The 22,735-nt window shown below is 58.8% G+C and carries 27 protein-coding genes; 12 read left to right on the top strand and 15 right to left on the bottom strand.

The features are described from left to right. Nucleotides 1-34: 34 nt before the first annotated feature. The 4 genes from AB4O40_RS09230 to AB4O40_RS09215 all read right to left on the bottom strand — a co-directional run bounded on the left by AB4O40_RS09230 (nt 35) and on the right by AB4O40_RS09215 (nt 2,624). Nucleotides 35-1,363 carry a deoxyguanosinetriphosphate triphosphohydrolase gene (locus tag AB4O40_RS09230; RefSeq protein WP_056727090.1) on the bottom strand — a complete coding sequence of 443 codons (1,329 nt, stop codon included), beginning with the start codon at nt 1,361-1,363 and terminating at the stop codon, nt 35-37. A gap of 214 nt (nt 1,364-1,577) precedes the next feature. After that, complete coding sequence (locus AB4O40_RS09225; RefSeq protein ID WP_460054864.1) at nt 1,578-1,922, bottom strand: hypothetical protein; 345 nt, start codon at nt 1,920-1,922, stop codon at nt 1,578-1,580. Continuing rightward, complete coding sequence (locus AB4O40_RS09220) at nt 1,919-2,308, bottom strand: phage holin family protein (RefSeq protein WP_347907985.1); 390 nt, start codon at nt 2,306-2,308, stop codon at nt 1,919-1,921. Before AB4O40_RS09220 ends, AB4O40_RS09225 begins: the two co-directional genes overlap by 4 nt. A gap of 1 nt (nt 2,309) precedes the next feature. After that, a complete protein-coding gene (locus AB4O40_RS09215; protein ID WP_056727087.1) occupies nt 2,310-2,624 on the bottom strand; it encodes an ElaB/YgaM/YqjD family protein in 315 nt (104 codons plus the stop codon). Between the two features lie 328 nt (nt 2,625-2,952). Between AB4O40_RS09215 and AB4O40_RS09210 the strand changes: the two genes are divergently transcribed. From AB4O40_RS09210 to AB4O40_RS09195, 4 genes are all read left to right on the top strand, one after another. Beyond that, complete coding sequence (locus AB4O40_RS09210; protein WP_460054868.1) at nt 2,953-4,161, top strand: ammonium transporter; 1,209 nt, start codon at nt 2,953-2,955, stop codon at nt 4,159-4,161. 105 nt (nt 4,162-4,266) lie between these two features. Then, nucleotides 4,267-4,503 (top strand): glutaredoxin family protein, encoded by a 237-nt coding sequence (locus AB4O40_RS09205; protein ID WP_008049107.1) that lies wholly within the window; start codon nt 4,267-4,269, stop codon nt 4,501-4,503. A 172-nt stretch (nt 4,504-4,675) separates the two neighbouring features. Beyond that, nucleotides 4,676-4,993: a hypothetical protein gene (locus AB4O40_RS09200; RefSeq protein WP_008020364.1), complete on the top strand. Its 318-nt coding sequence runs from the start codon at nt 4,676-4,678 to the stop codon at nt 4,991-4,993. Between the two features lie 71 nt (nt 4,994-5,064). Next, a complete protein-coding gene (locus AB4O40_RS09195) occupies nt 5,065-5,955 on the top strand; it encodes a pseudouridine synthase (RefSeq protein ID WP_056727084.1) in 891 nt (296 codons plus the stop codon). Between the two features lie 84 nt (nt 5,956-6,039). On the opposite strand, the gene AB4O40_RS09190 is transcribed toward AB4O40_RS09195, so the two are convergent. Both AB4O40_RS09190 and mobA read right to left on the bottom strand, forming a co-directional pair. Next, nucleotides 6,040-6,261, bottom strand: coding sequence for a YgdI/YgdR family lipoprotein (locus AB4O40_RS09190; RefSeq protein ID WP_007994800.1), 222 nt, complete (start codon nt 6,259-6,261; stop codon nt 6,040-6,042). 77 nt (nt 6,262-6,338) lie between these two features. Further along, nucleotides 6,339-6,941 carry a molybdenum cofactor guanylyltransferase MobA gene (gene mobA / locus AB4O40_RS09185; protein WP_056727083.1) on the bottom strand — a complete coding sequence of 201 codons (603 nt, stop codon included), beginning with the start codon at nt 6,939-6,941 and terminating at the stop codon, nt 6,339-6,341. Nucleotides 6,942-7,022: 81 nt separating this feature from the next. Here mobA and moaB point away from each other — a divergent pair, with 81 nt between their 5' ends. Both moaB and AB4O40_RS09175 read left to right on the top strand, forming a co-directional pair. Then, on the top strand, nt 7,023-7,562 hold the full coding sequence (gene moaB / locus AB4O40_RS09180) for a molybdenum cofactor biosynthesis protein B (protein WP_056727082.1): 540 nt from the start codon (nt 7,023-7,025) through the stop codon (nt 7,560-7,562). Then, nucleotides 7,546-8,772, top strand: a complete 1,227-nt coding sequence (locus tag AB4O40_RS09175) for a molybdopterin molybdotransferase MoeA (protein ID WP_056727081.1) — start codon at nt 7,546-7,548, stop codon at nt 8,770-8,772. Before moaB ends, AB4O40_RS09175 begins: the two co-directional genes overlap by 17 nt. A gap of 64 nt (nt 8,773-8,836) precedes the next feature. Here AB4O40_RS09175 and AB4O40_RS09170 read toward each other — a convergent pair whose 3' ends face one another. After that, a complete protein-coding gene (locus AB4O40_RS09170; RefSeq protein ID WP_236709764.1) occupies nt 8,837-9,151 on the bottom strand; it encodes a hypothetical protein in 315 nt (104 codons plus the stop codon). A 404-nt stretch (nt 9,152-9,555) separates the two neighbouring features. On the opposite strand from AB4O40_RS09170, the gene AB4O40_RS09165 reads away from it, so the two are divergent. Genes AB4O40_RS09165 through AB4O40_RS09155 form a run of 3 tightly spaced genes read left to right on the top strand, consistent with a single transcriptional unit; the run spans nt 9,556 to nt 12,755 of the window. Beyond that, a complete protein-coding gene (locus AB4O40_RS09165; RefSeq protein ID WP_156385847.1) occupies nt 9,556-10,383 on the top strand; it encodes an IclR family transcriptional regulator in 828 nt (275 codons plus the stop codon). Then, on the top strand, nt 10,380-11,396 hold the full coding sequence (locus AB4O40_RS09160; RefSeq protein WP_082563013.1) for an alpha/beta hydrolase: 1,017 nt from the start codon (nt 10,380-10,382) through the stop codon (nt 11,394-11,396). The genes AB4O40_RS09165 and AB4O40_RS09160 overlap by 4 nt, the downstream gene beginning before the upstream one ends. Before the next feature lie 45 nt (nt 11,397-11,441). Continuing rightward, nucleotides 11,442-12,755, top strand: a complete 1,314-nt coding sequence (locus AB4O40_RS09155; RefSeq protein ID WP_056727078.1) for an MFS transporter — start codon at nt 11,442-11,444, stop codon at nt 12,753-12,755. A gap of 129 nt (nt 12,756-12,884) precedes the next feature. Here AB4O40_RS09155 and AB4O40_RS09150 read toward each other — a convergent pair whose 3' ends face one another. Beyond that, on the bottom strand, nt 12,885-13,544 hold the full coding sequence (locus tag AB4O40_RS09150; protein WP_056727077.1) for a response regulator: 660 nt from the start codon (nt 13,542-13,544) through the stop codon (nt 12,885-12,887). Continuing rightward, nucleotides 13,541-14,434, bottom strand: a complete 894-nt coding sequence (locus tag AB4O40_RS09145; protein ID WP_223541693.1) for a sensor histidine kinase — start codon at nt 14,432-14,434, stop codon at nt 13,541-13,543. Before AB4O40_RS09145 ends, AB4O40_RS09150 begins: the two co-directional genes overlap by 4 nt. Before the next feature lie 248 nt (nt 14,435-14,682). Here AB4O40_RS09145 and AB4O40_RS09140 point away from each other — a divergent pair, with 248 nt between their 5' ends. Beyond that, nucleotides 14,683-14,931 (top strand): hypothetical protein, encoded by a 249-nt coding sequence (locus AB4O40_RS09140; protein ID WP_156385845.1) that lies wholly within the window; start codon nt 14,683-14,685, stop codon nt 14,929-14,931. Here AB4O40_RS09140 and AB4O40_RS09135 read toward each other — a convergent pair. Further along, nucleotides 14,910-15,380 carry a hypothetical protein gene (locus tag AB4O40_RS09135; protein ID WP_056727075.1) on the bottom strand — a complete coding sequence of 157 codons (471 nt, stop codon included), beginning with the start codon at nt 15,378-15,380 and terminating at the stop codon, nt 14,910-14,912. The two genes, AB4O40_RS09140 and AB4O40_RS09135, sit on opposite strands and share 22 nt — an antisense overlap. Before the next feature lie 463 nt (nt 15,381-15,843). Here AB4O40_RS09135 and AB4O40_RS09130 point away from each other — a divergent pair, with 463 nt between their 5' ends. Next, nucleotides 15,844-16,779, top strand: a complete 936-nt coding sequence (locus AB4O40_RS09130) for a chemotaxis protein CheV (protein WP_056727074.1) — start codon at nt 15,844-15,846, stop codon at nt 16,777-16,779. 98 nt (nt 16,780-16,877) lie between these two features. Further along, complete coding sequence (locus AB4O40_RS09125) at nt 16,878-17,684, top strand: MOSC domain-containing protein (protein ID WP_223541687.1); 807 nt, start codon at nt 16,878-16,880, stop codon at nt 17,682-17,684. An 82-nt stretch (nt 17,685-17,766) separates the two neighbouring features. Here the strand turns inward: AB4O40_RS09125 and ppnP are convergent, their stop codons facing one another. From ppnP to atuD, 5 genes are all read right to left on the bottom strand, one after another. Then, entirely contained in the window at nt 17,767-18,051 is a 285-nt protein-coding gene (ppnP, locus tag AB4O40_RS09120) for a pyrimidine/purine nucleoside phosphorylase (protein ID WP_007940055.1), read from the bottom strand. Nucleotides 18,052-18,120: 69 nt separating this feature from the next. Continuing rightward, nucleotides 18,121-18,663 (bottom strand): 3'-5' exonuclease, encoded by a 543-nt coding sequence (locus AB4O40_RS09115; protein ID WP_056727072.1) that lies wholly within the window; start codon nt 18,661-18,663, stop codon nt 18,121-18,123. 70 nt (nt 18,664-18,733) lie between these two features. Next, entirely contained in the window at nt 18,734-20,695 is a 1,962-nt protein-coding gene (locus AB4O40_RS09110) for an acetyl/propionyl/methylcrotonyl-CoA carboxylase subunit alpha (protein ID WP_223541686.1), read from the bottom strand. A 65-nt stretch (nt 20,696-20,760) separates the two neighbouring features. Beyond that, complete coding sequence (locus tag AB4O40_RS09105) at nt 20,761-21,558, bottom strand: enoyl-CoA hydratase/isomerase family protein (protein ID WP_223541685.1); 798 nt, start codon at nt 21,556-21,558, stop codon at nt 20,761-20,763. Further along, nucleotides 21,555-22,712 (bottom strand): citronellyl-CoA dehydrogenase, encoded by a 1,158-nt coding sequence (gene atuD / locus AB4O40_RS09100; protein ID WP_223541684.1) that lies wholly within the window; start codon nt 22,710-22,712, stop codon nt 21,555-21,557. The genes AB4O40_RS09105 and atuD overlap by 4 nt, the downstream gene beginning before the upstream one ends. Nucleotides 22,713-22,735: the final 23 nt, after the last annotated feature.

Here is a 22,735-nt window from a genome sequence, read left to right as displayed (position 1 = left end):
ACGAATGCCGTAATGGCTGATCGGTCGATTCATCTCAGTGGCTGGCGCGGCCGGTCATTTCCAAGGCCATGTCACTGGCATAGCTGTCGGTCATGCCGGCAATGAAATCAATCATGCGCAAAAAGGAGGTATGCAACGAGCCGTGAGGATCGGGTGCATTGTTGCCCAGCAGGTCAAGGATGCGGCGGCTCTTGAACGACGGCGTGCGTCCATTATGCTGCTCCAGCGCGGCACCGCAAAAGGCGTTGAGCAGGATTTCCAGTGTGGTGTAGGCGCCGATCTCGTGCAGGGTCTTGCGCTTGTCCTGGAAGATCTTCTTGCGGGCCATGTCCTTGGCATTGAGCACGCAACGCTTGGCGGGACCGTGCATGTGTTCCACCAGATCGCCGGGCAGTGTACCGGCCAGCAGCGCATCCTGTTGCTCGACGAAGGCGCGGGCCGCGGCATTGGTCAAGTGTTCGATGGCTTTACCGCGCAGGATCGCCAGTTTGCGTCGGCGCGAATCGCCGGGACCGAGCTGGCGATAGGTTTCCGGCAAGTCATCGCCCACCAGGCCAAGCAGCAGGGATTCGACTTCGGCGTATTCGAGCAACTCCATTTCCAGGCCGTCTTCCAGGTCGATCAGCGCATAGCAGATATCGTCGGCGGCCTCCATCAGGTACACCAGCGGGTGCCGCGCCCAACGTTGCTCCTCCACTTGTGGCAGGCCGAGTTTATGGGCGATCTGCTCCAGCAGTGGCAGCTCGCTCTGATAACAGCCGAACTTGTGTTTCTTGTAGCCCAGCGAGTCGGCGTGCCTGGCCGTCCATGGATACTTCAGGTACGTGCCCAGCGTCGCATAGGTCAGTCGGGTGCCGCCGTCGAACTGGTGATACTCCAGTTGAGTGAGTACCCGAAAGCCTTGGGCATTGCCTTCGAAATTCAGGAAGTCATTGCGCTCGGCCTCACTCATGGCATCCAGCCAGCCGCGGCCGGCGGCTTGCTGGAACCAATGACGGATCGCGTCTTCACCGGAATGGCCGAACGGCGGGTTGCCGATGTCATGTGCCAGGCAGGCCGATTGCACCACCATCCCCAGGTCGCTGGGTTCGCACCATTCGGGCAGGGCGCTGCGGATGGTTTCGCCGACGCGCATGCCCAGCGAACGACCCACACAGCTGACTTCCAGTGAATGGGTCAGGCGCGTATGAATGTGATCATTGCTGGACACCGGATGGACCTGGGTCTTGCGCCCGAGGCGGCGGAAAGCCCCCGAAAAAATGATGCGGTCGTGGTCTTTGTGAAAAGGGCTGCGGCCGAGTTCTTCAGGGCTGTGCAGAGGTTTTCCGAGGCGTTCGCGGGTAAGCAGGGTGTGCCAATCCAAGGCGGGTCTCTCCGTCAGGTGACTGATGGCCTAGCTTCCCGTTTCGCGCCATGACCTGCAAGCGGAACTACCACCCGGCGGCGGCGATATCGAGGTCTTTTTGCAAGATCTTTTTTGGAGGATGCCTGTCGACCGGGTAGGCGCACAGGATTGCGCCCCCGATAGAGGGGCGCATCCCGTCGATGTTGCAAGGACGCAGCCAGAAAGAAACTGATCAGTCTTTGCGTGAGGAGCCCTGCATGATCAGTTTGACCAGCGGCCCCAGTGTGGTGCCGAGACGGATCAGCCGGGTCAGGCTGCTGAGGCTACCCCCGTTTTTTGCACCCTTGCCGGTCAGAAAGCCCAGCAAGGTAACGGCGGCCACGCCCCAGAGTGGAGCGTGCTTGATGCCAAAGCCGTCCTGCAGGTTTTGTGTCATCCCGCGCACCCGTTGCAAGGGCAGCAGCAGTTGCGCGGATTCGTGGCGGATTTCCTGACGGTGCATTTCCATGCGCAAGCGGATCAGGGCCTTGCGCATTTGCGCGCGCGAGCTGTTTTGTGGCAATTCAGGCAGGCTCATGGCAGCAGGCGCTCCCGATCATTGGCCAACTCTTCCAGGGTGCCATGGAAAGGCGAGGACTCATCGAAAATCGCCGCTCTCAAGCGCATCCCACAGAATATGGCGGCGAGGGAGTAGAACACGCAGAGCCCGATGATGGCGGCCAGGCGGTACGTGTCCCAGAACAGGATAAGCACCAGCGTCGACAGCCCTACCAGCAACAGCAATGCAAACACCAGCGCCAGGCCGGCAAATAGCAACAGGCTGACGGTGCGGGCTTTTTGTTCCTGCAATTCAATGCCGAACAGCTCGACATGGCTGTGCAGCAACCCAAGGAAGGCAGCACCCAGGCGCCGCGATGAAGAGCTTGTTCCCGTCACGGACGGGCCGGATTCGCCGATCGACATATCAGCGCCGGCTGGCCAGCAGGCCGATCAGGAAACCCACGCCGGCCGCGATCCCCACGGATTGCCAAGGGTTGGCCTGGACATAGTCTTCAGTGGCGGTGACAGCAGCCTTGCCGTGTTCGCGCAGGGAGTCTTCGGTCAGTTTCAGGGTTTCACGGGCACGCAAGAGACTCTCGTGGATCTGCTCGCGCAACTCGTCGGCCTGATCGCCGGCCAGGGTCGCGGTGTGTTCCAGCAAGCGCTCGGTGTCACTGACCAGTGTCTGAAAGTCGTTCATCAGGATTTCTTGAGCAGTCTTTGCCTGGGTGCGGGCCATGATGGATCTCCTTAAGTGGCTATCTGATGCGTTCGAGTATGAGCCTTCGGCGAAGGTTCAGTACAAATGACTGGTACAACTTTTGCTGAGTCTTGGTGCGCCGGTCCGCACCATTGCGCTATTGCCGGGCATGATTCCAGTAAAACCGTAGGACCAACAATCAAAAACTCGCGTAAACGTCCGGGGCGCGTTTTTCCTGGACGGCGTCCGTGCGCCAAAGTGGTTCAGCGAAATCAGTCCACTGATGTCTTGAAGCTGCAACTTGGTGCACGGGCAGTCATCGCGAACTGCTTTGGTGCTTTTTTCTGCCATAAGGTCTGCCCATTCCATGGAAAATCTGCAAAGCGCTGTGGACACCCTGGTCCATAGTTCCAACACGCTGTTCATTCTGATCGGTGCGGTCATGGTTCTGGCCATGCACGCCGGTTTCGCCTTTCTCGAAGTCGGAACCGTGCGACAGAAAAACCAGGTCAATGCGTTGTCGAAAATCCTCAGCGACTTCGCGGTTTCGACACTGGCCTACTTCTTTATAGGCTATTGGATTTCCTATGGCGTGACGTTCATGCAGCCAGCGGCCGTGCTCAATGCCGACCATGGCTATGGACTGGTGAAATTTTTCTTCCTGCTGACCTTTGCCGCGGCGATTCCGGCGATCATTTCCGGTGGGATCGCCGAACGCGCCCGGTTTGTTCCCCAGCTGTGTGCAACCGCGCTGATTGTCGCGTTCATCTATCCGTTCTTCGAAGGCATTGTCTGGAATGGCAACCTGGGTTTGCAAGCCTGGTTGCTGGAGCGCTTTGGCGCCGGTTTCCATGATTTCGCAGGCTCAGTGGTGGTGCATGCCATGGGCGGTTGGCTGGCTCTGGCGGCGGTGCTGTTGCTCGGGCCGCGTAATGGCCGCTATCGCGAGGGTAGGCTGGTCGCATTCGCGCCATCGAGCATCCCGTTTCTGGCTCTGGGCTCGTGGATCCTGATTGTCGGCTGGTTCGGCTTCAACGTCATGAGCGCGCAAACCCTGCAAGGTGTCAGCGGACTGGTGGCGGTGAACTCGTTGATGGCCATGGTTGGCGGTACGGTGGCGGCGCTGATTGTCGGTCGCAACGACCCGGGCTTTCTGCACAACGGCCCGTTGGCGGGGCTCGTGGCAATCTGTGCCGGTTCCGACCTGATGCATCCTGTTGGGGCGCTGGTTACCGGTGCCGTCGCGGGGGCGCTGTTTGTCTGGTGCTTTACCGCGGCCCAAGGCAAATGGCGCATCGACGATGTATTGGGTGTGTGGCCGTTGCATGGCTTGTGCGGCGTGTGGGGCGGCATCGCCTGCGGCATTTTCGGCCAGACCGCTTTGGGCGGGTTGGGCGGGGTCAGCCTGATCAGCCAGTTGATAGGCACTGCGCTGGGCATCACTGTGGCACTGGCCGGCGGGTTTGCGGTGTATGGCGTGATCAAGGCGTTGCATGGATTGCGCCTGAGTCAGGAAGAGGAGTACTACGGCGCGGACCTGTCGATCCACAAGATCGGCGCCGTGAGCCAGGACTGACCCAGGTCACTTTATCGTCGGTAGCATCAGGGCAGGGGCCTCAATGGCTCGACGGTTTTTCGGGGCAGGCCTAGAATGATCACTTCATTTACTGGTTGAGCGCTCATGCTTCCCGAATGTCAGCTGTTCGGCACCCTTGGATGCCACCTGTGTGAAGTAGCCGAAGCCATGTTGATGGAGTTCGTCGAGCGCGGTCTGCTGGTGGAGCTGGTGGACATCGCCGACGATGAAACATGGTTCGCAGCCTACAGCCTGCGTATTCCGGTATTGCGGCGCGTCGATACCGGTGCTGAACTGGGCTGGCCGTTCAGTGCCGACCAGGTGGTGGCGTTCCTGCGTTGAGCGGTTCTTGCGCTGGCGGTATGTCCCGCCTGTCGAACTTTGCGATTGATCCCCTTGGCTTATTCGGTGTTGATCGGATACTGTATGTGTATACAGTTATTCGCGGTGCCTGCCTTGCCATTCCAGATTTTTGGGAGTGAGCAGGCAAGCCCGGGTGTCAGAGGGATGAATCGTGGTCAATGTCGAACAGTTGAAGAACAGCGTGAACCGGATGTCCGCGGACGTCGTGCGCGAGGCTGTCCTTGAGTTGCGTCTGGATGGTCTGGTGACCGAGGGGAAAACGCCCTTCAACAAAACACATTTCAATACCTGTTTCGCAGAAATCGAAGCCTTGTTTCAGCGCGCGGGTTATCACCGGCAACTCGATGTCGTGGGCTATCAGGGATTGTTGTACGCCCTGTACGACCCCGCTCGCTGGGAGGCGGTCGATGTGCTGCGCTGGCTCAAGGAGTACACCGAAGCGGCAGCGCGCACGCAGATCCCGGCTTGAGTAATCTTAGGGTGCGTTCATTCCCCTTGCTGTTGGATAATGCCGCTCTGCACTGAGGTTAGAGCTTTCGTATGTCCACTTCTTCTTTTTCCGCGGCACACAGTCAGGCCAGTACGCTCTACTTGCCACCTGGCCCGTGGCAGACCGTTGTCGATTGTCTGTGCGAGCATTTCAGCACTATTGGTCGTGAACAATGGCTGGACAGAATCGCCCGTGGCCGGGTCCTCGATGGGCAGGGCATGCCGATTGCACTCGATCTGGCCTACAGGGAAGGTTTGCGGATTCATTATTTTCGCGAAGTGCCGGATGAAAAACCGATTCCGGTGATCGAGTCGATCCTGTACGCGGACGAGCATCTGGTGGTGGCGGACAAGCCGCATTTCCTGCCGGTGACGCCGGCTGGCGAATACGTCGAACAGACGCTGCTCAGGCGCTTGATCCGGCGCCTGGACAATCCGTATCTGGTGCCATTGCATCGCATCGACCGGCACACCGCGGGGCTGGTGCTGTTTTCCGCCAATCCGCAGACCCGTTCGGCTTATCAGTCGTTGTTTCCAACCCGGCAGATCGAAAAGCGCTACGAGGCCATCGCCAAGGCGTTGCCTGGCCTTTCTTTCCCGTTGGTGCATAAAAGCCGGCTGGTCGATGGCGAACCGTTCTTCCGCATGCAGGAAGGTCCGGGGGCCAGTAATACCGAGACGGCGGTCGAAGTTCGGGAGAAACAGGGGGATCTCTGGCGTTATGGTCTTTACCCGGTGACGGGAAAGAAACATCAGCTACGGGTACATATGGCGGCGTTGGGCGCCGGTATCTGCAACGACCCGTTTTACCCCGAGGTGCTCAAGGATGCGCAGGATGACTACGCCAATCCTTTGAAACTGCTGGCTCAGGGGCTGAAATTTGTCGATCCGGTCACGGGCCAGGCGCGTGAGTTCGAGAGTGAAATCACCCTGCAATGGTGATCGGTAAGCGATCCTGAAACGCTGCTCTCCAGGCATGAAAAAGCCCGCATCAAGCGGGCTTTTCTGTATCCGGTGGCACCAGGATTACAGCTCCTTGACGGTCCGAACCTGATCCTTGTTGATGCGGGTCTGTTTGCCATCGAGCTGTTCGAATTCGTAGAAACCGGAATCCTTGTCGAATTGTGGCGTGTCGACGGCCTGGATTTCTCGACCGTCATTCAAGGTGATCACCGTAGGCGATGCGCAACCGGCGAGGGTGGCAAGGCCCAGTGCGAGCATGAAAGTGGCGAGGGTCCGTTGAGTCATGAGTTGTGTCTCCGAATAAGAATTCTGTGGTTGCTGAACTTGAGACGTGCACCGTCTGCGCAAGTTCCTGATCAATGTCAGTCTGACACAGTGTCATGACCGCTTAAAAGTTCCGGCGTGTTGAGGTTGGCCAGTCGCGGGTCGTTGTCCGGGCATTGCAGCGCGGTCGCGCCGAGCTTGCGCATCAACCGGCCAGGGCTGCGCTCACCCTCGTTCCAGGCATTTTCAAATGCTGCCCTGTGCAGCACCGGGATCACACACAACAAGGGTTCCCAGTGGTCATCATGGCGCACCATCAGTGGCTTGTCCGGATGCAGGTTGGCGGCCTCGCGCATAGTGCCGATCAGTGCCGCATCGATGCCCGGAACGTCACAGGGCATGACCAGCAAATGGCTATGGCGAGCAGCTTTCAGGCCCGCGCGAATACCGGCCAGCGGCCCGGGGAAGTCACCTTCATCATCGTGGACCAACTGGTCAGCGTAGGGGGCGTACTTCTCAAGGTTGCGATTGCAGGAGATGATCAGGTCATCGGTCAGCGGACGGGTCTTGCGGTGCAGATGTGCAATCAGGGGTTCGCCGTGCCAGTCCAGCAACCCTTTGTCCCGACCACCCATGCGTTGGCCGCGCCCGCCCGCCAGGAGCAGAATGGAGCAGGGTGGCAATTGTGAATTCGTGGTCATGGCAGGCCTCCATGGGGGCGGCGAAAAAACGGAGCGCTGTGATATAACACCGGGCTGTTTCTCCTACAACTGGACGAGCCTATGAAAGCCAAGGCTGATGTACCTTTCGCACCGCTGAATATTGCAGTGCTGACTGTCAGCGATACCCGCACACTGGAAACCGACACCTCAGGCCAGGCCTTTGTCGACGGATTGACCGCTGCCGGTCATTTCCTGGCTGCTCGGGTGTTGCTCAAAGATGACCTCTACAAAATTCGCGCGCAAGTCGCCAACTGGATTGCCGACGATGTCGTGCAGGTGGTGCTGATCACCGGCGGCACCGGTTTTACCGGGCGTGACAGCACACCGGAAGCCGTCGGTTGCCTGCTGGACAAGCAGGTTGATGGATTTGGCGAGCTGTTCCGCCAGATCTCGGTTGCCGATATCGGTAGCTCGACCGTTCAGTCCCGGGCATTGGCTGGCCTGGCAAACGGCACGTTGGTTTGCTGCTTGCCGGGCTCGACCAATGCCGTGCGCACAGCTTGGGATGGCATACTGGCCGAGCAGTTGGATGCGCGGCATCGGCCGTGCAACTTCGTGCCTCATTTGAAACAGGCCGCGCCTTGTGAATCCCGTGGGTAAGCCTGGCAAGTCTGGCAGTCTGATGCCTGTCGAGCAGGCGTTGGCGCGGCTACTGGAAATGGCCGAGGCCTCGAGGATTGTCGAGCGTGAACGCTTGCCATTGGCGCAGGTACAGGGGCGCGTACTGGCTGAAGATCTGGTGTCGACGCTTGATCTGCCACCCTGGCCCAACAGCGCCATGGACGGTTATGCCTTGCGCATGGCTGACTGGACGGGAGAGCCGTTGCTGGTCAGTCAGAAGGTGTTTGCCGGCCAGGCCCCCGATCCGTTGCAGCCAGGCACCTGTGCGCGCATTTTCACCGGGGCGCCTGTTCCTGCCGGTGCCGATTGCGTCGAGATGCAGGAGAACGCCGAGGTTCAGGCCGATGAGCGAGTACGTTTCATTCAAGCCTTGACCCAAGGCCAGAACATTCGCCCGCAAGGCCAGGAAACGACCGTCGGCGAACTGATTCTGCCGGCAGGTACACGGCTGGGGCCGATCGAGCAAGGATTGGCGGCCTCCTTGGGATGCGCTGAGCTGGCGGTGGTTCGCAAGGTGCGTGTAGCGGTACTGTCTACCGGCGACGAATTGATTGAACCGGGGCAGGCGCTGGGGCCAGGACAGATCTACAACAGCAACCGGGTGTTGTTGTGTAGCTGGTTGCAGCGTTTGGGGTGTGAGGTCGTCGATGCGGGAATTCTGCCGGACAATCTGGAAACCACTCGCTCCCGATTGGGAGAGTTGAAGGATGTCGACCTGATCCTCTCGACCGGCGGCGTATCGGTGGGGGAAGCCGATTTTCTGGGTATCGCCTTGCGCGAAGAGGGCGAGCTGACGCTGTGGAAGCTCGCCATCAAACCCGGTAAACCGCTGACGTTCGGACATTTTCGTGGTGTGCCGGTGATTGGCTTGCCGGGCAATCCGGCATCGACCCTCGTGACCTTTGCCTTGTTGACCAGACCCTATCTCCTGCGTCGTCAGGGCGTGCAGGACGTTGAGCCGCTGAAGGTCCAGGTGCCTGCCGGGTTTGACTGGCTCCAGCCAGGCAGTCGGCGTGAGTATTTGCGTGGACGTCTGGAAAACGGCAGGGCAACGATCTACAAAAACCAGAGTTCCGGTGTGCTGCGCAGCGCGGCCTGGGCTGATGGACTGGTAGAAGTCCTGGAGGATCGCACGCTGGTTCCGGGCGATAGCGTTTTCTTCATTCCGCTGAGCGAAGTCCTGGGCTGATAGCTTCAGTGGCTTTGTCACACAAGACCCGATTGATTGAGCCGGGTCTTGTGTGGGTGGCAACTCAATGCGCCAGAAGCAATGAAATGACCTGTTCGAAACGGCTATTGGCGATCCAGCCAAGGAGGCCGAGGATCACGGCTGTTCCGCAGGCGGAATAGACAAGTCGGTGTTTGATGGATTTGACGTCATCCCGGGCTTCTTCCATGTCCCTGCGTATGCACTTGAGGTGTGTTTCCAGCTCGGTGACGCGAGGTTCCATATCAACTTCTCCCGTGGCTTTTGTGCTGTTGCGGCATTCAGCTCGATGGCCTGCATTTTTATTTTCTGTGAGCGGCAAGACCGAAATGGTCGGTGACGCGAGGTTCTGGCGTTGCATGGCACGTCCTTGTGATGTCCAGCAGGCTTCTAAAACTCTATCAATTCAGATTTCCGGTCAATTGAGCCGATTCCTCATGTTTTGTAAGAAAAGTCCTGCCGTGTGGGGTGCGGGACCTTCCGACTGGAAATAATTCGTTTTTTGTGGCTTTTAACGGACGCTTCGAGTGGCGAATTGATAGTTTAAAATGTGCAACTCGATGGTTTGTACGATAAGGCGCTTCTATCATAAATTTATTTGTGCAGTGGTTTTTTTTGCTACTTGTCCCGATAAGAGGGACAAGGCTTGATGTGTTCCGATATTTGGAATAAGTGCACTGTTTGAGTAATGGTTTTCTGTTTGCGTGTTTGTAGCGTAAATCTGCAGATGAAATGATTTGTTAAGAAGAGTGAGTCACTTTTAACTTGACTCTTTTCTATGAAGAATTAAATGCTGTACTTCAAATTGAAACAGTGTTCCAAATGCAGGGACAGATAATGTCATTAAAAACTCTCAATATTTCCCTTGAGTTGCTCTCCCGCTTTTCCGCGGAGCGTTTCAGTTGGGGCGTTCGTGAAATGAGCGCAGAGATGGGCCTTTCGCCCTCCGCTGTGCAACGGATCATGTCGACGTTTGCAAAGCAGGGCTTTTTGCGCCAACAAACGGAAACTCGCCGATACGAACTGGGCGTTCGCTTTTGGGAGTACGGGTTGTTGTTTCGCGACCGGTTGCAGTTATCCGATGCGCCCGCTATCTGGCTGCGAGAAGTGGCCACGGAACAAGGCGAAACGGTGTATCTGAATTTCCTGGACGGCCACACTTCTGTGTGTGTGCAGGTAGCCGACAGCACCGAACATGTGCAACTGAACATTAAGCCGGGAGAGCGGACTTCGCTGCATGCGGGCTCCCGAGGCAAGGTGATGCTAGCGTTTTTACCTACGCAGATGCGCAATCTGATTCTCGAAGAGACGTTTGTTTCGTTGCCGATGGACGAGGCCCGGCAACGCCGGTCAAGTCTTCACGCGGACCTCGATAGTGTCCATGAACAAGGCTTTTGCGTCAGTCGCAGTGAGCGGCTGAAGGATGTTGTCGGTTTGAGTTTCCCGCTGTTTGACGCCCGTTCAATCGTAATGGGTTCGGTCACCATCGGCGGCCCCGGTGCGCGTATGACAGATGAAAAGTTACAGGCTTGCATGTCTCCTATGCGCCAGTTGGCTGAACAACTTCAACGTCACTTCCGGAAATTCCTATGAGTACAACTTTTTTACCACACGCCATTAAACGTGTGTCGATGCCGCTGTTGTCGATGGGGTCTTTTTTTGTCGGTGGACATGAGGTCTGCTACAGCGGCGAACCAGAGGAGGCGTATGTACTGGCTCCCAATGGAGTGCCCGTGAACATCAACCCCAACGGTACGTCCTGTGTCGGGCAGATGTATGTGCAGTACTTGCTCAATGCCGAAGGGACACGCCGCCCACCCGTGGTGTTTTGCCATGGCGGCTCGATGACGGGGGCGGTCTGGGAGTCGACCCCTGACGGGCAGGAAGGCTGGTTGAGCGATTTCTTTCGTCAGGGTTGGTCGGTCTACAACGTTGATGCCGTCGAGCGTGGCCGTTCGGGCTGGGCCCCTCGAGATCGCGCTTTTGCCGCCAAACCATTATTGCGCACCGGCCAGGACTGCTTTGTGCAGTTTCGCATCGGTACTGCGGTTCAGGATTGCTCGCTCGACAGCCTGCATGCCGCCGCTTATCCCCACTGCCAATTCCCGCTTCAGGCGTTTGACCAGTTCATGAGGCAGGTGGTGCCGCGTTGGTCAGATACGGACGAACTGACTCTGAACGCTTATGTAGCGATGCTGGATTGTTTGGCACAGCCGGTGATTCTCATTGCCCACTCACAAGGCGGTGCTTTCGCCGTGCGTGCGGCCGAACAGCACCCTGACAAAGTGGCCGCGATTGTCGCCATTGAACCGGCGCAAGCGGGCACGGCAGAAGGGCTTGCGCAAAGGCGGCTGAAAGATACTCCGATCCTGTTGGTCTATGGCGACAATCTGCGACTGGACGCACGCTGGCCCCATATCAGAAAACGTACCGATCACTATTTTGATCAGCTCGCGACTTGCGGTGGTCATGTAACGCTCATGGATCTGCCAGCGCACGGTATTTATGGAAACTCACACCTACTCATGCTCGAACGCAACAACCTGGCTATTTCGGCGCTGATCCAAAAATGGTTGCAAACGCAAGGATTGGCTACTGCTCTCTAATGCTTTCTAACAAGCATCAGCGCATTACACCTGAAGGAGCACTTCATGGAACAAAAACAACAAACAGTTGAAAGCCTCACGATGCGCAAGGTGGCATGGCGAATATTACCTTTTGTGACCGTCGGATATTTTCTTGCCTCTCTGGACCGAGTCAATATTGCCTTCGCCGCATTACAGATGAAGCAGGATATTGCATTGGGAGACGCGGCTTTCGGCTTCGGCGCGGGTTTGTTTTTTATCGCTTACTGCCTGTTCGCGGTTCCTGCCAATATGATGCTGGAACGGTTCGGGCCGGTACGCTGGCTAGCGTTCACCATGGTTTCCTGGGGGCTCATCAGTAGTTGCATGGCTGCTGTGTCGGGACCTCAGTCCTTTTACATCCTGCGTTTTCTGCTCGGGATGGCCGAGGCTGGATTTTTTCCTGGCGTTATCTTCTATCTGACGCTGTGGTTCCCCAGTGGCCACCGCAGCCGTGCGGTCGCGATATTGATGATGGCCTTGCCAGTGTCAAGTGTTCTGGGCTCCCCGTTGTCTGCCTTGTTGTTGCTGACCGATGGCTGGTTGGGCATGCGAGGCTGGCACTGGTTGTTCATCATTGAGGGTTCGCCGGCTATTTTCATGGGCATTCTCTGTTTGTACGTGCTTCCTCACGATGTTAGTCGTGCCAGGTTCCTGACAGCTCAAGAACGGGCATGGATTGCCAGCCAGGTCAGTGAGGTGCCCGGCGAAAAAGTTCGGGGTACGCTCAAGGATCTATGGGGCGTGCTTTGCAACAAGTATGTGTTGGTTTTGACATTGATATATATAGGTGGGACTTCCGTGACCAATGGTCTGTCGCTGTGGCAGCCACAAATCATTAGCACGTTCAATTTGTCGACCATGCAGATCGGTTTCCTCAACGCGCTGCCTTTCGCCCTCGCCAGCTTTGTCATGTACCTCTGGAGCAGCCATTCGGATCGCACCGGTGAGCGTGTAAAGCACTTGGCGCTTCCATTGGCCATCGGCGCGGTTGCGCTGACATGCATCATGTTCGTTGAGTCGTTGCTGGCGACCATTGTTGTGCTATGTGTTGCCATCACCGCCGCGTCGATGATCAAAGGCCCATTCTGGGCACTGGCGACCGAAATGGTCCCGGCGCGCAACGCAGCCATGGCCATTGCGATGATTAATGCCTTGAACAATCTGGGGGTTTTTGCCGGCACCTATCTGATCGGGGTAATCAAAGAGGCCACTGGCAACTTCACCTTTGCGCTGGTGCCTTACCTGGTGATCTCAGTCGTCGCCTGTACCCTGGCGCTTTGGATCGGTCGCCGCCAGGGAATGAACATCGGGAGCGCATCAAGCAAAATCGCTGGCTAGCCATAGCATTCGATGGACGCTGCCAGGCGGAGAAAAGCCCGCGATGGGGAGGGCGGGCTTAAAGGTTTTCGCCAGGCTCTGTACGAAAGTAATGTTGTGAACGCAGCATGGTACAAGCCAGTGAAATACCTAGTCATCAAGGCTGATGATTTGTTCGCGCACGGCAAACAGTACCAGGCCGGCCACATCGTAGATCTGCAGACGCTTCATGATCTGCGAACGGTGGGTTTCGACGGTCTTGACGCTCAACCCCAGGCCGTTTGCGATCTCTCGGGTGGATTTTCCGCGAACGATCAACCGCAGGATTTCCAGCTGACGTGCCGTCAGGTTGTGCGAGTCGGCAGGTTCAGGTGGGCGCTTCTGGTTTCGGGTCAGGGCCTGGTTGATCACCGTGTGGGCAATGGCCGGGCTCAGATAGCGCTCGTTGTTGCGCAAGGCTTCCAACGCGTGTTCAAGTTCAGTCGCCGTAGTGTCCTTGAGCAGGTAGCCATGGGCTCCGGACTCCAGCGCCTGCATGATCAGGGCCGGGTCGGTGTGCATCGAGAGGATCAGGACCTTGCTCTGCGGGCGCACCCGCTTGAGCTGCTGCAGCGCTTCGAGGCCGCCGGTCTGGCGCATCGAAATATCCAGCAAGACAATGTCCGGGGACAGGTGCCCGACCATTTCGAGCAACTGCGAGCCGTCACTGGCCTCACCGATGACGGCATAGCCGGGCAGATCCATTACCAGGGCGCGCACGCCAGCCCTGATCAGCGAGTGGTCATCCACCAGAAGTAAATTACAAGTCAATGCATAACCTTATTCGAACTGGCCCGTTCGAGCGCACGGGGCGCCCAGGGAAAAAGAGCTTCGATTTGAGTGCCTTTGCCCGGCTCGCTGGTAACGGTCAGTGTGCCGCCCAGTTGATCGATTCGTTCCGACATCCCGGCCATACCGCGTTGCCCTTCACGACCAGGGTCTGATGCGGGTGCGAAGCCCTGGCCATCGTCGCTGATCTGCAACTTCAGGCCTTGGGGCAGACGCTGCAGGCACACTAGCAGGTTCTTGGCCTGGGCATGTCGCAGGATGTTGGTGACCGCTTCCTGGGTAATGCGGAAAGCCGCCACGGCCATTTCCTCCGGTATGCCGGTCAGGCGCTGCTGGCATTCCAGGCTCCAGTGCACCGGGATGTTGGCCAGGGTCTTGAGCAGGTGCGCCCGCAGACTGGCTTCCAGCCCAAGGCTGGTCAACTGCCGGGGATTGAGAATGGCGGATACGTCACGAACTTTGGCGAGGGTTTCTTCCAGCGTGTCGCAGAGGACCGAACATTGTCCCTGGAGCTCTTCGGGCATCCGGCGTTTGAGCCAGTCACTTTGCAGTTTTGCGGCGGTCAGCAATTGACCGATGTCGTCATGCAGTTCGCGGCTCAGTCGGTGACGCTCGTTTTCCTGGACCTGTAATAGCCGGTCGGCCAGTTCCTGGGGCTGGAATTTGATCGATTTGCGCGAGAGGCAATACTGCACGGCAACACTGGTCAGCGCCGCAACGTTGAGCACCAGCAATGACAGGGGGAGCGGAATGGACAAGCCATGGACCAGTAGACTGCCGAGGGTCGAGCAGACGCATAGCAATAGCGTGAATGTGCGTGCATTTTCCCGGGAGGGTGGCCACTTGGCGATTGACTTGAGGCTGGCGTGCATAGCGGATGGAGCCAATGGATGTTCGCTGCGGGCTGACCGGTCATGCTGGCTGACAGGCCCCTGTTTTTTCATGTGGAGCGCCGACGCGTTCAGCTCCGAACTGCAGCGAGCTGTATCCGGCTGCAATCACACTGCCATTAATTGGCGTCAACTAACAGGCGGCATGTTAGCACTTAAGATACCGATGGTCGCGTCCGTATGTATGTCCGAAAAGTCAGGCGCCCAGTCGTCTGGAGGATGATTCCATAATGGAACAAGTTGGTTGTTACCGTCGCAAAATGCCGATTACCTTAGGTTTTTTTGTTGATATCAGGCAACACCCGGGTCAAGGCAGGTGCGCAATTGTCGATGGGCAAGAGTGGTTGTTTAATGATGTCGCTTATAGCTATGAAATATTCATTTGCGACCTGTGCGCACTCAAGTTAGAGCGCGATATTGATAACCGGAACACGCCATACGGCATGGTTTGGCAAGTTCAGGCCTGCCGCTCCGAATAGGATACGAGGGTGAAGGGCCTGGCATTGACCGGTGGTTGAAACCGGCTTTGCCCGACTTGAAAGGCAAAGGCTTCGATCAGGGTGGCCTGTTCGCTGTCGTCGAGACTGAGCTGTCCGGTGGTCTGGTCGATGAGTTCGAGTTGCCAGGCAATCAGGGTCAGGCAGTCTTTCAGGGCACTCAGCGCCTCGTCGTGCAGGCTCATGGTGTTCTGTGCGTGGTTCAGCAGGCCATGAATATGCAGGGAGAATTCAGACACGGCCGCCAACGCCAGGGCATCGGCCTTGTTGGCCAGCTTGAGCAGTGTGCTGAGCAGACAGTCGATGGCGTCCTTGTCATTGCTGATGAGTTGCAGATGACTCAGGCATTCCTCGGTTTTAGCCAGGAGTGTTTCAGCCTCGACTAGAAACTCCGGGAGCCTCAGGGCCCACTCTTTACGGTCGTTCGGCATACTTATCTCCACAGCGTCATATCAAATGAGGGGATATCGTGTGTGTCGACGAGGGCGGTCGGAACCCCGGCATTGCCGAGTCGCCGGGTGAACGACTTGCGGCTGGCCCGCAGGCAGGCTGGGGAACACGAGAGGGTGGTTGGCCACTGGCTTGCGATCGCACACAAAAGCCTGACTCCGTTCATGCAATGAGAATGGCGTCACATTAATGGCTATTGGATATTGCGAATATCAGGTTGTACCTGATTGTTGATAGGGGGATCCCTTACGCAGGGGAACCTTTCGCGAGAACCGGGGTCGCGTGGCGCGGAAGTACGGCAGATGTAATCACAGCGCCAGTAAAGCATGATGTTAATGTGACATCAATTGCCGGGCGTGGCATTTTAGAGAGGGTCAAGCTTCGGCAAAAACAGCCGATAACCTTCCTTAAGTGAATTCATCCGAACAAGACCTGGAGTCATTGATGGCCGGCATTCTCGACACGGTAGACCAACGCACGCAACTGGTGGGTGAGAATCGCCTGGAAATTCTCATGTTCCGGCTCGCCGGACGGCAATTGTTCGCGATCAACGTCTTTAAAGTGCAGGAAGTCCTGCAACTGCCAAAGTTGACGCTGATGCCGCAGCGCCATCCGTTTGTGTGCGGCGTGGTCAACCTGCGTGGCCAGACCCTGCCGGTGATCGACCTGTCCCAGGCCATCGGCATGCGCCCGTTGGTGCCGGGGCCAGGCAGCACGATTATCGTCACCGAATACAACCGTTCGGTTCAGGCCTTCCTGGTCGGTGGCGTGGACCGGATCGTCAACATGAACTGGGAAGCCATCCTGCCGCCCCCGAGCAGTGCCGGCCGCCAGCACTACCTGACGGCCATCAGCAAGGTCGATGACCAATTGGTGGAAATCATCGACGTCGAAAAGGTCCTGGCCGAGATCGTCCCTTACAACGCCAAGGTCTCCCGCGCCAAGCTCGAAGATCCGGTGCTGGAACGTGCCCGTGGCCGTGAGGTGCTGCTGGTGGATGACTCCAACGTGGCCCTGACGCAATTGCGCGATACCCTGGGACAACTGGGTGTGAAGATGCACATCGCCAGCGACGGGTTGAAGGCCTTGAACATGCTCAAGGCCTGGGCTGATACCGGCGTGGACATGACCGAAAAACTGCTGATGGTCTTCACCGATGCGGAAATGCCGGAAATGGATGGCTATCGCCTGACCACCGAAATTCGCAACGACCCGCGCCTGCGCGGCTTGTACGTGGTGCTGCACACCTCGCTGTCCGGCAGCTTCAACGACTCGATGGTGAAAAAGGTCGGTTGCGACAATTTCCTTTCCAAATTCCAGCCGGACAAACTCGTCGACGTGGTTCGCCAGCGCCTGATGCTTGACGAAGTACCGGCCTGATCAGGCCTGCCCCCCACCGGGGCAGTGTTTGCTCGTCAGCCTTTGATTCGGCCGTAAAGCTCGTATAGGGTGGCGTTTTTACCTGACAGGGAGTGGCCATGTTGCGACTGAGCGCGCTGTATCGTTATCCGTTGAAGTCCGCCAAGGGCGAGACCTTGCAAGCGATCGGTCTGGATAAGCTTGGGCTGGACGGCGATCGCCGCTGGATGCTGGTGGACGAGGCCAGCGGGCGCTTCCTGACCCAGCGTGCGGTAGCGCAGATGAGCCAGTTGTCGGCACTGTGGAATGCCGAAGGTGGCTTGACCCTCAGCGCGCCTGGCCATTCGCCGATCGACATTGCCTTGCCCGGTAACGATGCAGAGTTGCGTGGCGTGACGATCTGGCGCGATACCTTGCGAGTCCCCGATGCAGGTGATGAAGCAGGGGCCTGGGTCAGCCGATTCATCGGCAAACCGACACGCCTGGTGCAAGTGCCGCTGGATCGGGCGCGGATGACGGAGGCTGGCTACGGCAAGGATGACGACCAGGTGGCGTTCGCCGATGGCTATCCGCTGTTGCTGATTGGCCAGGCCTCTCTCGCGGATTTGTCGCAACGGGTCGGGCGTCCGTTGGAGATGCTGCGTTTCCGGCCGAACCTGGTGATCGAAGGCAGTGAGGCGTTCGCCGAGGATGGCTGGAAGCGTATCCGTATCGGCGAACTCGAGTTCCGCGTGGTCAAGTCCTGTTCACGCTGCATCCTGACCACCATCGACCCGCAGACCGGGGAGCGCAGCGACGACCGCGAACCCTTGGCCACCTTGCAGAAATACCGTGCCCAGGCGGACGGGGCAATGTTCGGCCAGAACCTGGTCAACGATGGCAACGGTCGACTCGAAGTCGGCATGCCGGTGGAGATCCTCGAGTAACTTTGCGCAGAATAAAAAATGCCCGTGTCGAAAAACACGGGCATTTTTATTGCGGCGACTTTTTGGTGCAGGCCCCGCAGGCTTAGCCGCGGTATTCGCACAGGTAAGCGGTGTCGACGGCGACTTTCAGCTGGAACTTGCTGTTGGCCGGTACGTTGAACTGGCTGCCGGCGGCGAAGGTTTCCCAGTCGCTGCTGTCTGGCAACTTGACGGTCAATGCGCCGCTGACCACGTGCATGATTTCACGCTGGCTGGTGCCGAATTCGTACTCGCCCGGTGCCATGACGCCGATGGTCGCTGGACCTTCTGCGGTGCCAAAGGCGATCGACTTGACGGTGCCGTCGAAGTACTCGTTGACTTTAAACATGGGCGATTCCTCGAAAAGGGCTAAAAAGGGCCGGCCAGTATGCACAAGGCCCCGGGAGTCGTCACCTGTCTAAAGCGGAAGAACCAGCGGCAGCAGGCGCGCGGTATTGCGCGCATCCTCCAGCGCCCGGTGTTGCTGGCCGGTGAACTGCAGGCCGGCCAGTTGCAGGGCGCCGTTGAGCCCCAGCGGGCGTTCCAGGCGTCGGGCCTTGGCAAAGCGCTGTTTGAGGTTCATGTGCGGCACGTTGGCCAGCACGCTGGCGAGTCCCAGGCGCTGCCACTCCTGAAGCAGTTGTTTGCGATCGTAATCGCCCCAGCTGACCCAGCCTTCCAGTCGTGTGTGGTGATGGCCAAGCCAGCGCTCAAACGCCGGCCAGACTTCGCCCAGCGGTTGTGCGGCATCGATGTTGGCTTGGGTGATGTGCGTCAGCTCGCGGCAGAACGGCGTCAGTAACGGCCGTCGCAAAGGCCGGACGAAGCGCTGGAAGTGGTCCAGTTCACGTCCCTTGCGGTCCACCAGGGTGGCGCCGATTTCAATGATTTCCATATCTGTTACGGGCCATCCACCCTCATCGGTGGTGGCCTCCAGATCAATGACCAGCCAATGAGGCATTGCAGGGTTCCTGATATCCGCGTCCTGTAGGGTTTGAGCGTAGCCAAACCCGGCGGTTCCGCCTAGCGCCTTATTCGACCTCCAACAGAATCTGCCGGTTTTTCACCTGATCCCCGACTTTGACCTGCAAGCGTTTGAGCACACCGTCGATGCCCGATTTCAATGGGTGCTCCATTTTCATCGCCTCCAGTACCACCAGCAGTTGGCCCTTGGTCACTTTGCTGCCTTCGTTGACCAGGACGTCGACAATCGCCCCGTCCATCGGTGCCTTGAGGGTGCCGGAGCTGACACTGGCCTGGCCGGTAACCTGCGCCTGAGTGCGATCCACGAACTGCAGACTGCCCGGCCGGGTAAACAGCCAGAGGCGCCCGGCCTCCAGGCGATAAGCGTGGCGTTGGCGAACGCCTTCGATTTCCAGGCTGACCCAGCGTCCGTCGCTGTGGATGATCTTCAGTTCGAGGCTGCGCTCGGCGACCTGAATGCACAACGGCTGGCCCGGGATCGCCTGCAACGCTACCGGCCAGTCCTGATCCTCAAGGCCGATGCGATAGTGCAGCGGCACGCTGGTGTTGTTGCGCCAACCGCCAAGCGGGGCCGGGTGAGCCTGTGCCGCCGCCTGATAGAACAGGGCGGCGGCGATGGCCAAGTGCTGCGCGTTTGGGGGCTCGGGATGCAGGCAGGCGTGGTCGGCGAAATGCTGCGCGATGAAACCGGTACTGAAATCTCCACCAGCGAACTGCGGGTGTTCCAGCAGGCTGGCAAGCAGGCGTTGATTGCTTTGCAGCCCCAGCAGCACGCTGTCTTGTACCGCCCGCAGCAATTTGCGCCGGGCTTCTTCGCGGGTGGCACCGTGAGCGATGAGCTTGCCGAGCATCGGGTCGTAGAAGGGACTGATGACCTGGCCTTCGATCAGTCCGTGGTCGATCCGCACACCGTCCTGCAATGCCGGCTCCCAGGCCACGACTCGCCCGGTTTGCGGCAAGAAGCCTTGGGCCGGGTCTTCGGCATACAGGCGCACTTCCATGGCGTGGCCTGTGAGTTGCACCTGTTCCTGGCGCAAGGGCAGCGGTTGCCCTTCGGCGATGTTCAGTTGCCAGGCCACCAGGTCCAGCCCGGTGATCAGTTCGGTCACCGGGTGCTCCACTTGCAGCCGGGTGTTCATCTCCAGGAAATAGAACTGCCCACGCGCATCCAGCAAAAACTCCACGGTGCCCGCGCCCACGTACTTCACCGCTCGCCCGGCCTTGAGCGCCGCTTCGCCCATGGCCTGGCGCAGCTCAGCGGTCATCACCGGGCAGGGCGCCTCCTCAATGACTTTCTGATGCCGGCGCTGCACCGAGCAATCGCGCTCGCCGAGGTAAATCAAGTTGCCATGCCGGTCACCGAACAACTGGATCTCGACGTGGCGGGGTTCGATGAGTGCCTGTTCGAGAATCAGTTCAGCGCTGCCAAAACCGTTCAAGGCTTCGGAGCGCGCGGTGCGAATCTGTTCCAGCAAGTCGCTGGCGTCGTGCACCAGGCGCATGCCGCGTCCACCGCCGCCGGCGCTGGCCTTGATCATCAAGGGATAGCCGATGCGCTCGGCTTCGCGGCTCAGGGTGGCGTCGTCCTGTTCGGCGCCTTGATAACCGTTGATGCAGGGCACACCGGCTTCGATCATGGCGATCTTCGACAGGCGCTTGCTGCCCATCAGTTCGATGGCCTCGGGGCTGGGGCCGATGAAGGTGATGCCGGCATCCCTGCACGCGAGGGCAAACCCGGCGTTTTCCGAGAGGAAGCCGTAGCCCGGATGGATCGCATCCGCGCCTGTGCGCCGGGTTGCGTCGAGGATGGCCGGGATGTTCAGGTAAGACTGTTGCACCGGGGCCGGGCCGAGCTTGACCGCCTCGTCGGCCATCCGCACGTGCAGCGCATCGGCGTCGGCATCGCTGAACACGGCGACGGTGCGATAGCCCAGTGCCTGGGCCGTGCGCTGGATGCGGCAGGCGATTTCACCGCGGTTGGCGATGAGGATTTTTTTGAGTCCGGGCATGGTTAGGCTCTCTGAATTTTAGCGGTGTCTGGTCGGGCCTCATCGTGAGCACGCTCGCGAAGCTTTTAAGAGGCCCACCCCGGTTTGCGTTTTTGCAAGAAGGCCATCGTTCCCTCGATGCCTTCGGCTCCGGTCACCGCTTCGCTGAACCATTCAGCCGCTTGATCAAGCGACTCATCCGACGGCTGTCCGGCACTGGCCAGCAAGAGTTTCTTGGTCGCCGCATTCGCCCCCGGCGCGCAACACAACACATGGGCCAACACCTCGTCGAGCCGTTCGGCCAGTGCCTGCGGATCATGCTCGACAAAATGCACCAGCCCCATGCGCCGTGCCTGAGTACCATCAAAACGTGCCGCTGTCAGGGCCAGGCGCCGAGCCTGGGTCAAGCCGATGCGTTGCACCACGAATGGCGCGATCTGCGCCGGCAGCAGGCCGAGGCTGGTTTCCGGCAGGCCGAATTGCGCCTGATGATCGGCCATGGCGATATCGCTGACACAGGCCAGGCCGAGACCGCCGCCGAGCACCGCGCCCTGCAGCACAGTAATCACCACTTGCGGTGCGTGTTGCACCTCCTGCAATAGCGCGCCGAACACCCGGTTCAGGTCCCGGTGCGCAGTTGGGCCTTGAGCGCGGGCATTGGCCATGTCCTTGATGTCGCCGCCAGCACAGAAGTGCCCGCCGACGCCGCCGATCACCAGTGCGCGAACCCCGGGTTTATCGCGTACCGCGGCCAGCACCGAGCGTAACTCGGCGACCATCTGCAAGCTCATCGCATTGCGGCATTCCGGGCGGTTGAGGGTGATGTGCAACACGCCGTTGTGCAGTTCCAGCAGCAAAGTCTGGCAAACCGGCAGGTTGTTCATTTCTTTTTCCCCGGCAGAATGCCCATGAGTTTGCAGATGATCCCCAGCATGATTTCGTCGGCGCCGCCGCCGATCGACACCAGCCGTACATCGCGGTAAGCCCGGGCCACCGGGTTGTCCCACATGAAGCCCATGCCGCCCCAGTATTGCAGGCAACTGTCACTGACTTCGCGGCCCAGCCGCCCGGCCTTGAGCTTGGCCATGGAGGCCAGGCGCGTGACGTCCTGGCCTTTGATGTATTGCTCGGTAGCCTGATAGACCAGCGCTCGCAGGCATTCGATTTCGGTTTGCAGTTCCGCCAGGCGGAAGTGGATCACCTGATTGTCGATCAGCGCGTTGCCGAAGGTCTTGCGTTCCTTGCAGTATTCGATGGTGCTGTCGACGCAGTACTCCAGGCCCTTGATCATGTTGGCCGCGCCGAACAGGCGTTCCTCCTGGAATTGCAGCATCTGCATCATGAACCCCGCGCCTTCATGGCCGATGCGGTTGCGCTGCGGCACGCGCACGTTGTCGAAAAATACCTGGGCGGTTTCCGAGCTGCGCATGCCGAGCTTGTCCAGGTGCGAGCTCAAGCTGATGCCCGGTGTGTTCATCGGCACCATGATCAGCGACTTGTTGATGTGCGGCTTGTCGTCCGAGGTGTTGGCCAGCAGGCAGATGAAGTCGGCGCTCGGCGAGTTGGTGATCCACATCTTGCTACCGTTGATCACGTAGTCGTCGCCGTCCTTGCGCGCGGTGGTTTTCAGCCCGGCCACGTCGGAACCGGCGCCGACTTCGGAGACGCCGATGCAGCCGACCTGTTCGCCGCTGATGGCCGGGCGCAGGAATTGCTCGCGTAGCTCATCGGAACCGAACCGTGCCAGCGCTGGGGTGCACATGTCGGTCTGCACGCCGATGGACATCGGAATGCCGCCGCAACGGATAGTGCCGAACTCTTCGGCGGCGACGATCGAATAGCTGTAGTCGAGCCCCATGCCGCCGAATTTTTCCGGTTTGGAAATGCCCAGCAAGCCGAGGTCGCCGGCCTTGCGAAAGATGTCGTGGATGGGGAAGCGCCCGGCCTTTTCCCACTCATCGACGTGGGGGTTGATCTCGTGCTCGACGAACTGGCGCACGGTGCGGCGCAGTGCTTCGTGTTCCTGGGTGAAGATCATTTTTATTGTTCTCCTGTTAGTCG

This window comes from Pseudomonas sp. S2_F07, from assembly GCF_054668325.1.
Note: the sequence above shows the minus strand (reverse complement) of the source record. Positions and strands in the feature narration are given on the sequence as shown.

What these genes read in the sequence shown, in the direction of transcription:
- AB4O40_RS09225 (WP_460054864.1), bottom strand. Translation starts at nt 1,922, where the DNA reads ATGAGCCTGCCTGAATTGCCACAAAACAGCTCGCGCGCGCAAATGCGC.
- AB4O40_RS09220 (WP_347907985.1), bottom strand. Translation starts at nt 2,308, where the DNA reads ATGTCGATCGGCGAATCCGGCCCGTCCGTGACGGGAACAAGCTCTTCA.
- AB4O40_RS09215 (WP_056727087.1), bottom strand. Translation starts at nt 2,624, where the DNA reads ATGGCCCGCACCCAGGCAAAGACTGCTCAAGAAATCCTGATGAACGAC.
- AB4O40_RS09210 (WP_460054868.1), top strand. Translation starts at nt 2,953, where the DNA reads ATGGAAAATCTGCAAAGCGCTGTGGACACCCTGGTCCATAGTTCCAAC.
- AB4O40_RS09205 (WP_008049107.1), top strand. Translation starts at nt 4,267, where the DNA reads ATGCTTCCCGAATGTCAGCTGTTCGGCACCCTTGGATGCCACCTGTGT.
- AB4O40_RS09195 (WP_056727084.1), top strand. Translation starts at nt 5,065, where the DNA reads ATGTCCACTTCTTCTTTTTCCGCGGCACACAGTCAGGCCAGTACGCTC.
- AB4O40_RS09190 (WP_007994800.1), bottom strand. Translation starts at nt 6,261, where the DNA reads ATGACTCAACGGACCCTCGCCACTTTCATGCTCGCACTGGGCCTTGCC.
- mobA (WP_056727083.1), bottom strand. Translation starts at nt 6,941, where the DNA reads ATGACCACGAATTCACAATTGCCACCCTGCTCCATTCTGCTCCTGGCG.
- moaB (WP_056727082.1), top strand. Translation starts at nt 7,023, where the DNA reads ATGAAAGCCAAGGCTGATGTACCTTTCGCACCGCTGAATATTGCAGTG.
- AB4O40_RS09170 (WP_236709764.1), bottom strand. Translation starts at nt 9,151, where the DNA reads ATGCAACGCCAGAACCTCGCGTCACCGACCATTTCGGTCTTGCCGCTC.
- AB4O40_RS09160 (WP_082563013.1), top strand. Translation starts at nt 10,380, where the DNA reads ATGAGTACAACTTTTTTACCACACGCCATTAAACGTGTGTCGATGCCG.
- AB4O40_RS09155 (WP_056727078.1), top strand. Translation starts at nt 11,442, where the DNA reads ATGGAACAAAAACAACAAACAGTTGAAAGCCTCACGATGCGCAAGGTG.
- AB4O40_RS09145 (WP_223541693.1), bottom strand. Translation starts at nt 14,434, where the DNA reads ATGCACGCCAGCCTCAAGTCAATCGCCAAGTGGCCACCCTCCCGGGAA.
- AB4O40_RS09140 (WP_156385845.1), top strand. Translation starts at nt 14,683, where the DNA reads ATGGAACAAGTTGGTTGTTACCGTCGCAAAATGCCGATTACCTTAGGT.
- AB4O40_RS09135 (WP_056727075.1), bottom strand. Translation starts at nt 15,380, where the DNA reads ATGCCGAACGACCGTAAAGAGTGGGCCCTGAGGCTCCCGGAGTTTCTA.
- AB4O40_RS09130 (WP_056727074.1), top strand. Translation starts at nt 15,844, where the DNA reads ATGGCCGGCATTCTCGACACGGTAGACCAACGCACGCAACTGGTGGGT.
- AB4O40_RS09125 (WP_223541687.1), top strand. Translation starts at nt 16,878, where the DNA reads ATGTTGCGACTGAGCGCGCTGTATCGTTATCCGTTGAAGTCCGCCAAG.
- ppnP (WP_007940055.1), bottom strand. Translation starts at nt 18,051, where the DNA reads ATGTTTAAAGTCAACGAGTACTTCGACGGCACCGTCAAGTCGATCGCC.
- AB4O40_RS09115 (WP_056727072.1), bottom strand. Translation starts at nt 18,663, where the DNA reads ATGCCTCATTGGCTGGTCATTGATCTGGAGGCCACCACCGATGAGGGT.
- AB4O40_RS09110 (WP_223541686.1), bottom strand. Translation starts at nt 20,695, where the DNA reads ATGCCCGGACTCAAAAAAATCCTCATCGCCAACCGCGGTGAAATCGCC.
- AB4O40_RS09105 (WP_223541685.1), bottom strand. Translation starts at nt 21,558, where the DNA reads ATGAACAACCTGCCGGTTTGCCAGACTTTGCTGCTGGAACTGCACAAC.
- atuD (WP_223541684.1), bottom strand. Translation starts at nt 22,712, where the DNA reads ATGATCTTCACCCAGGAACACGAAGCACTGCGCCGCACCGTGCGCCAG.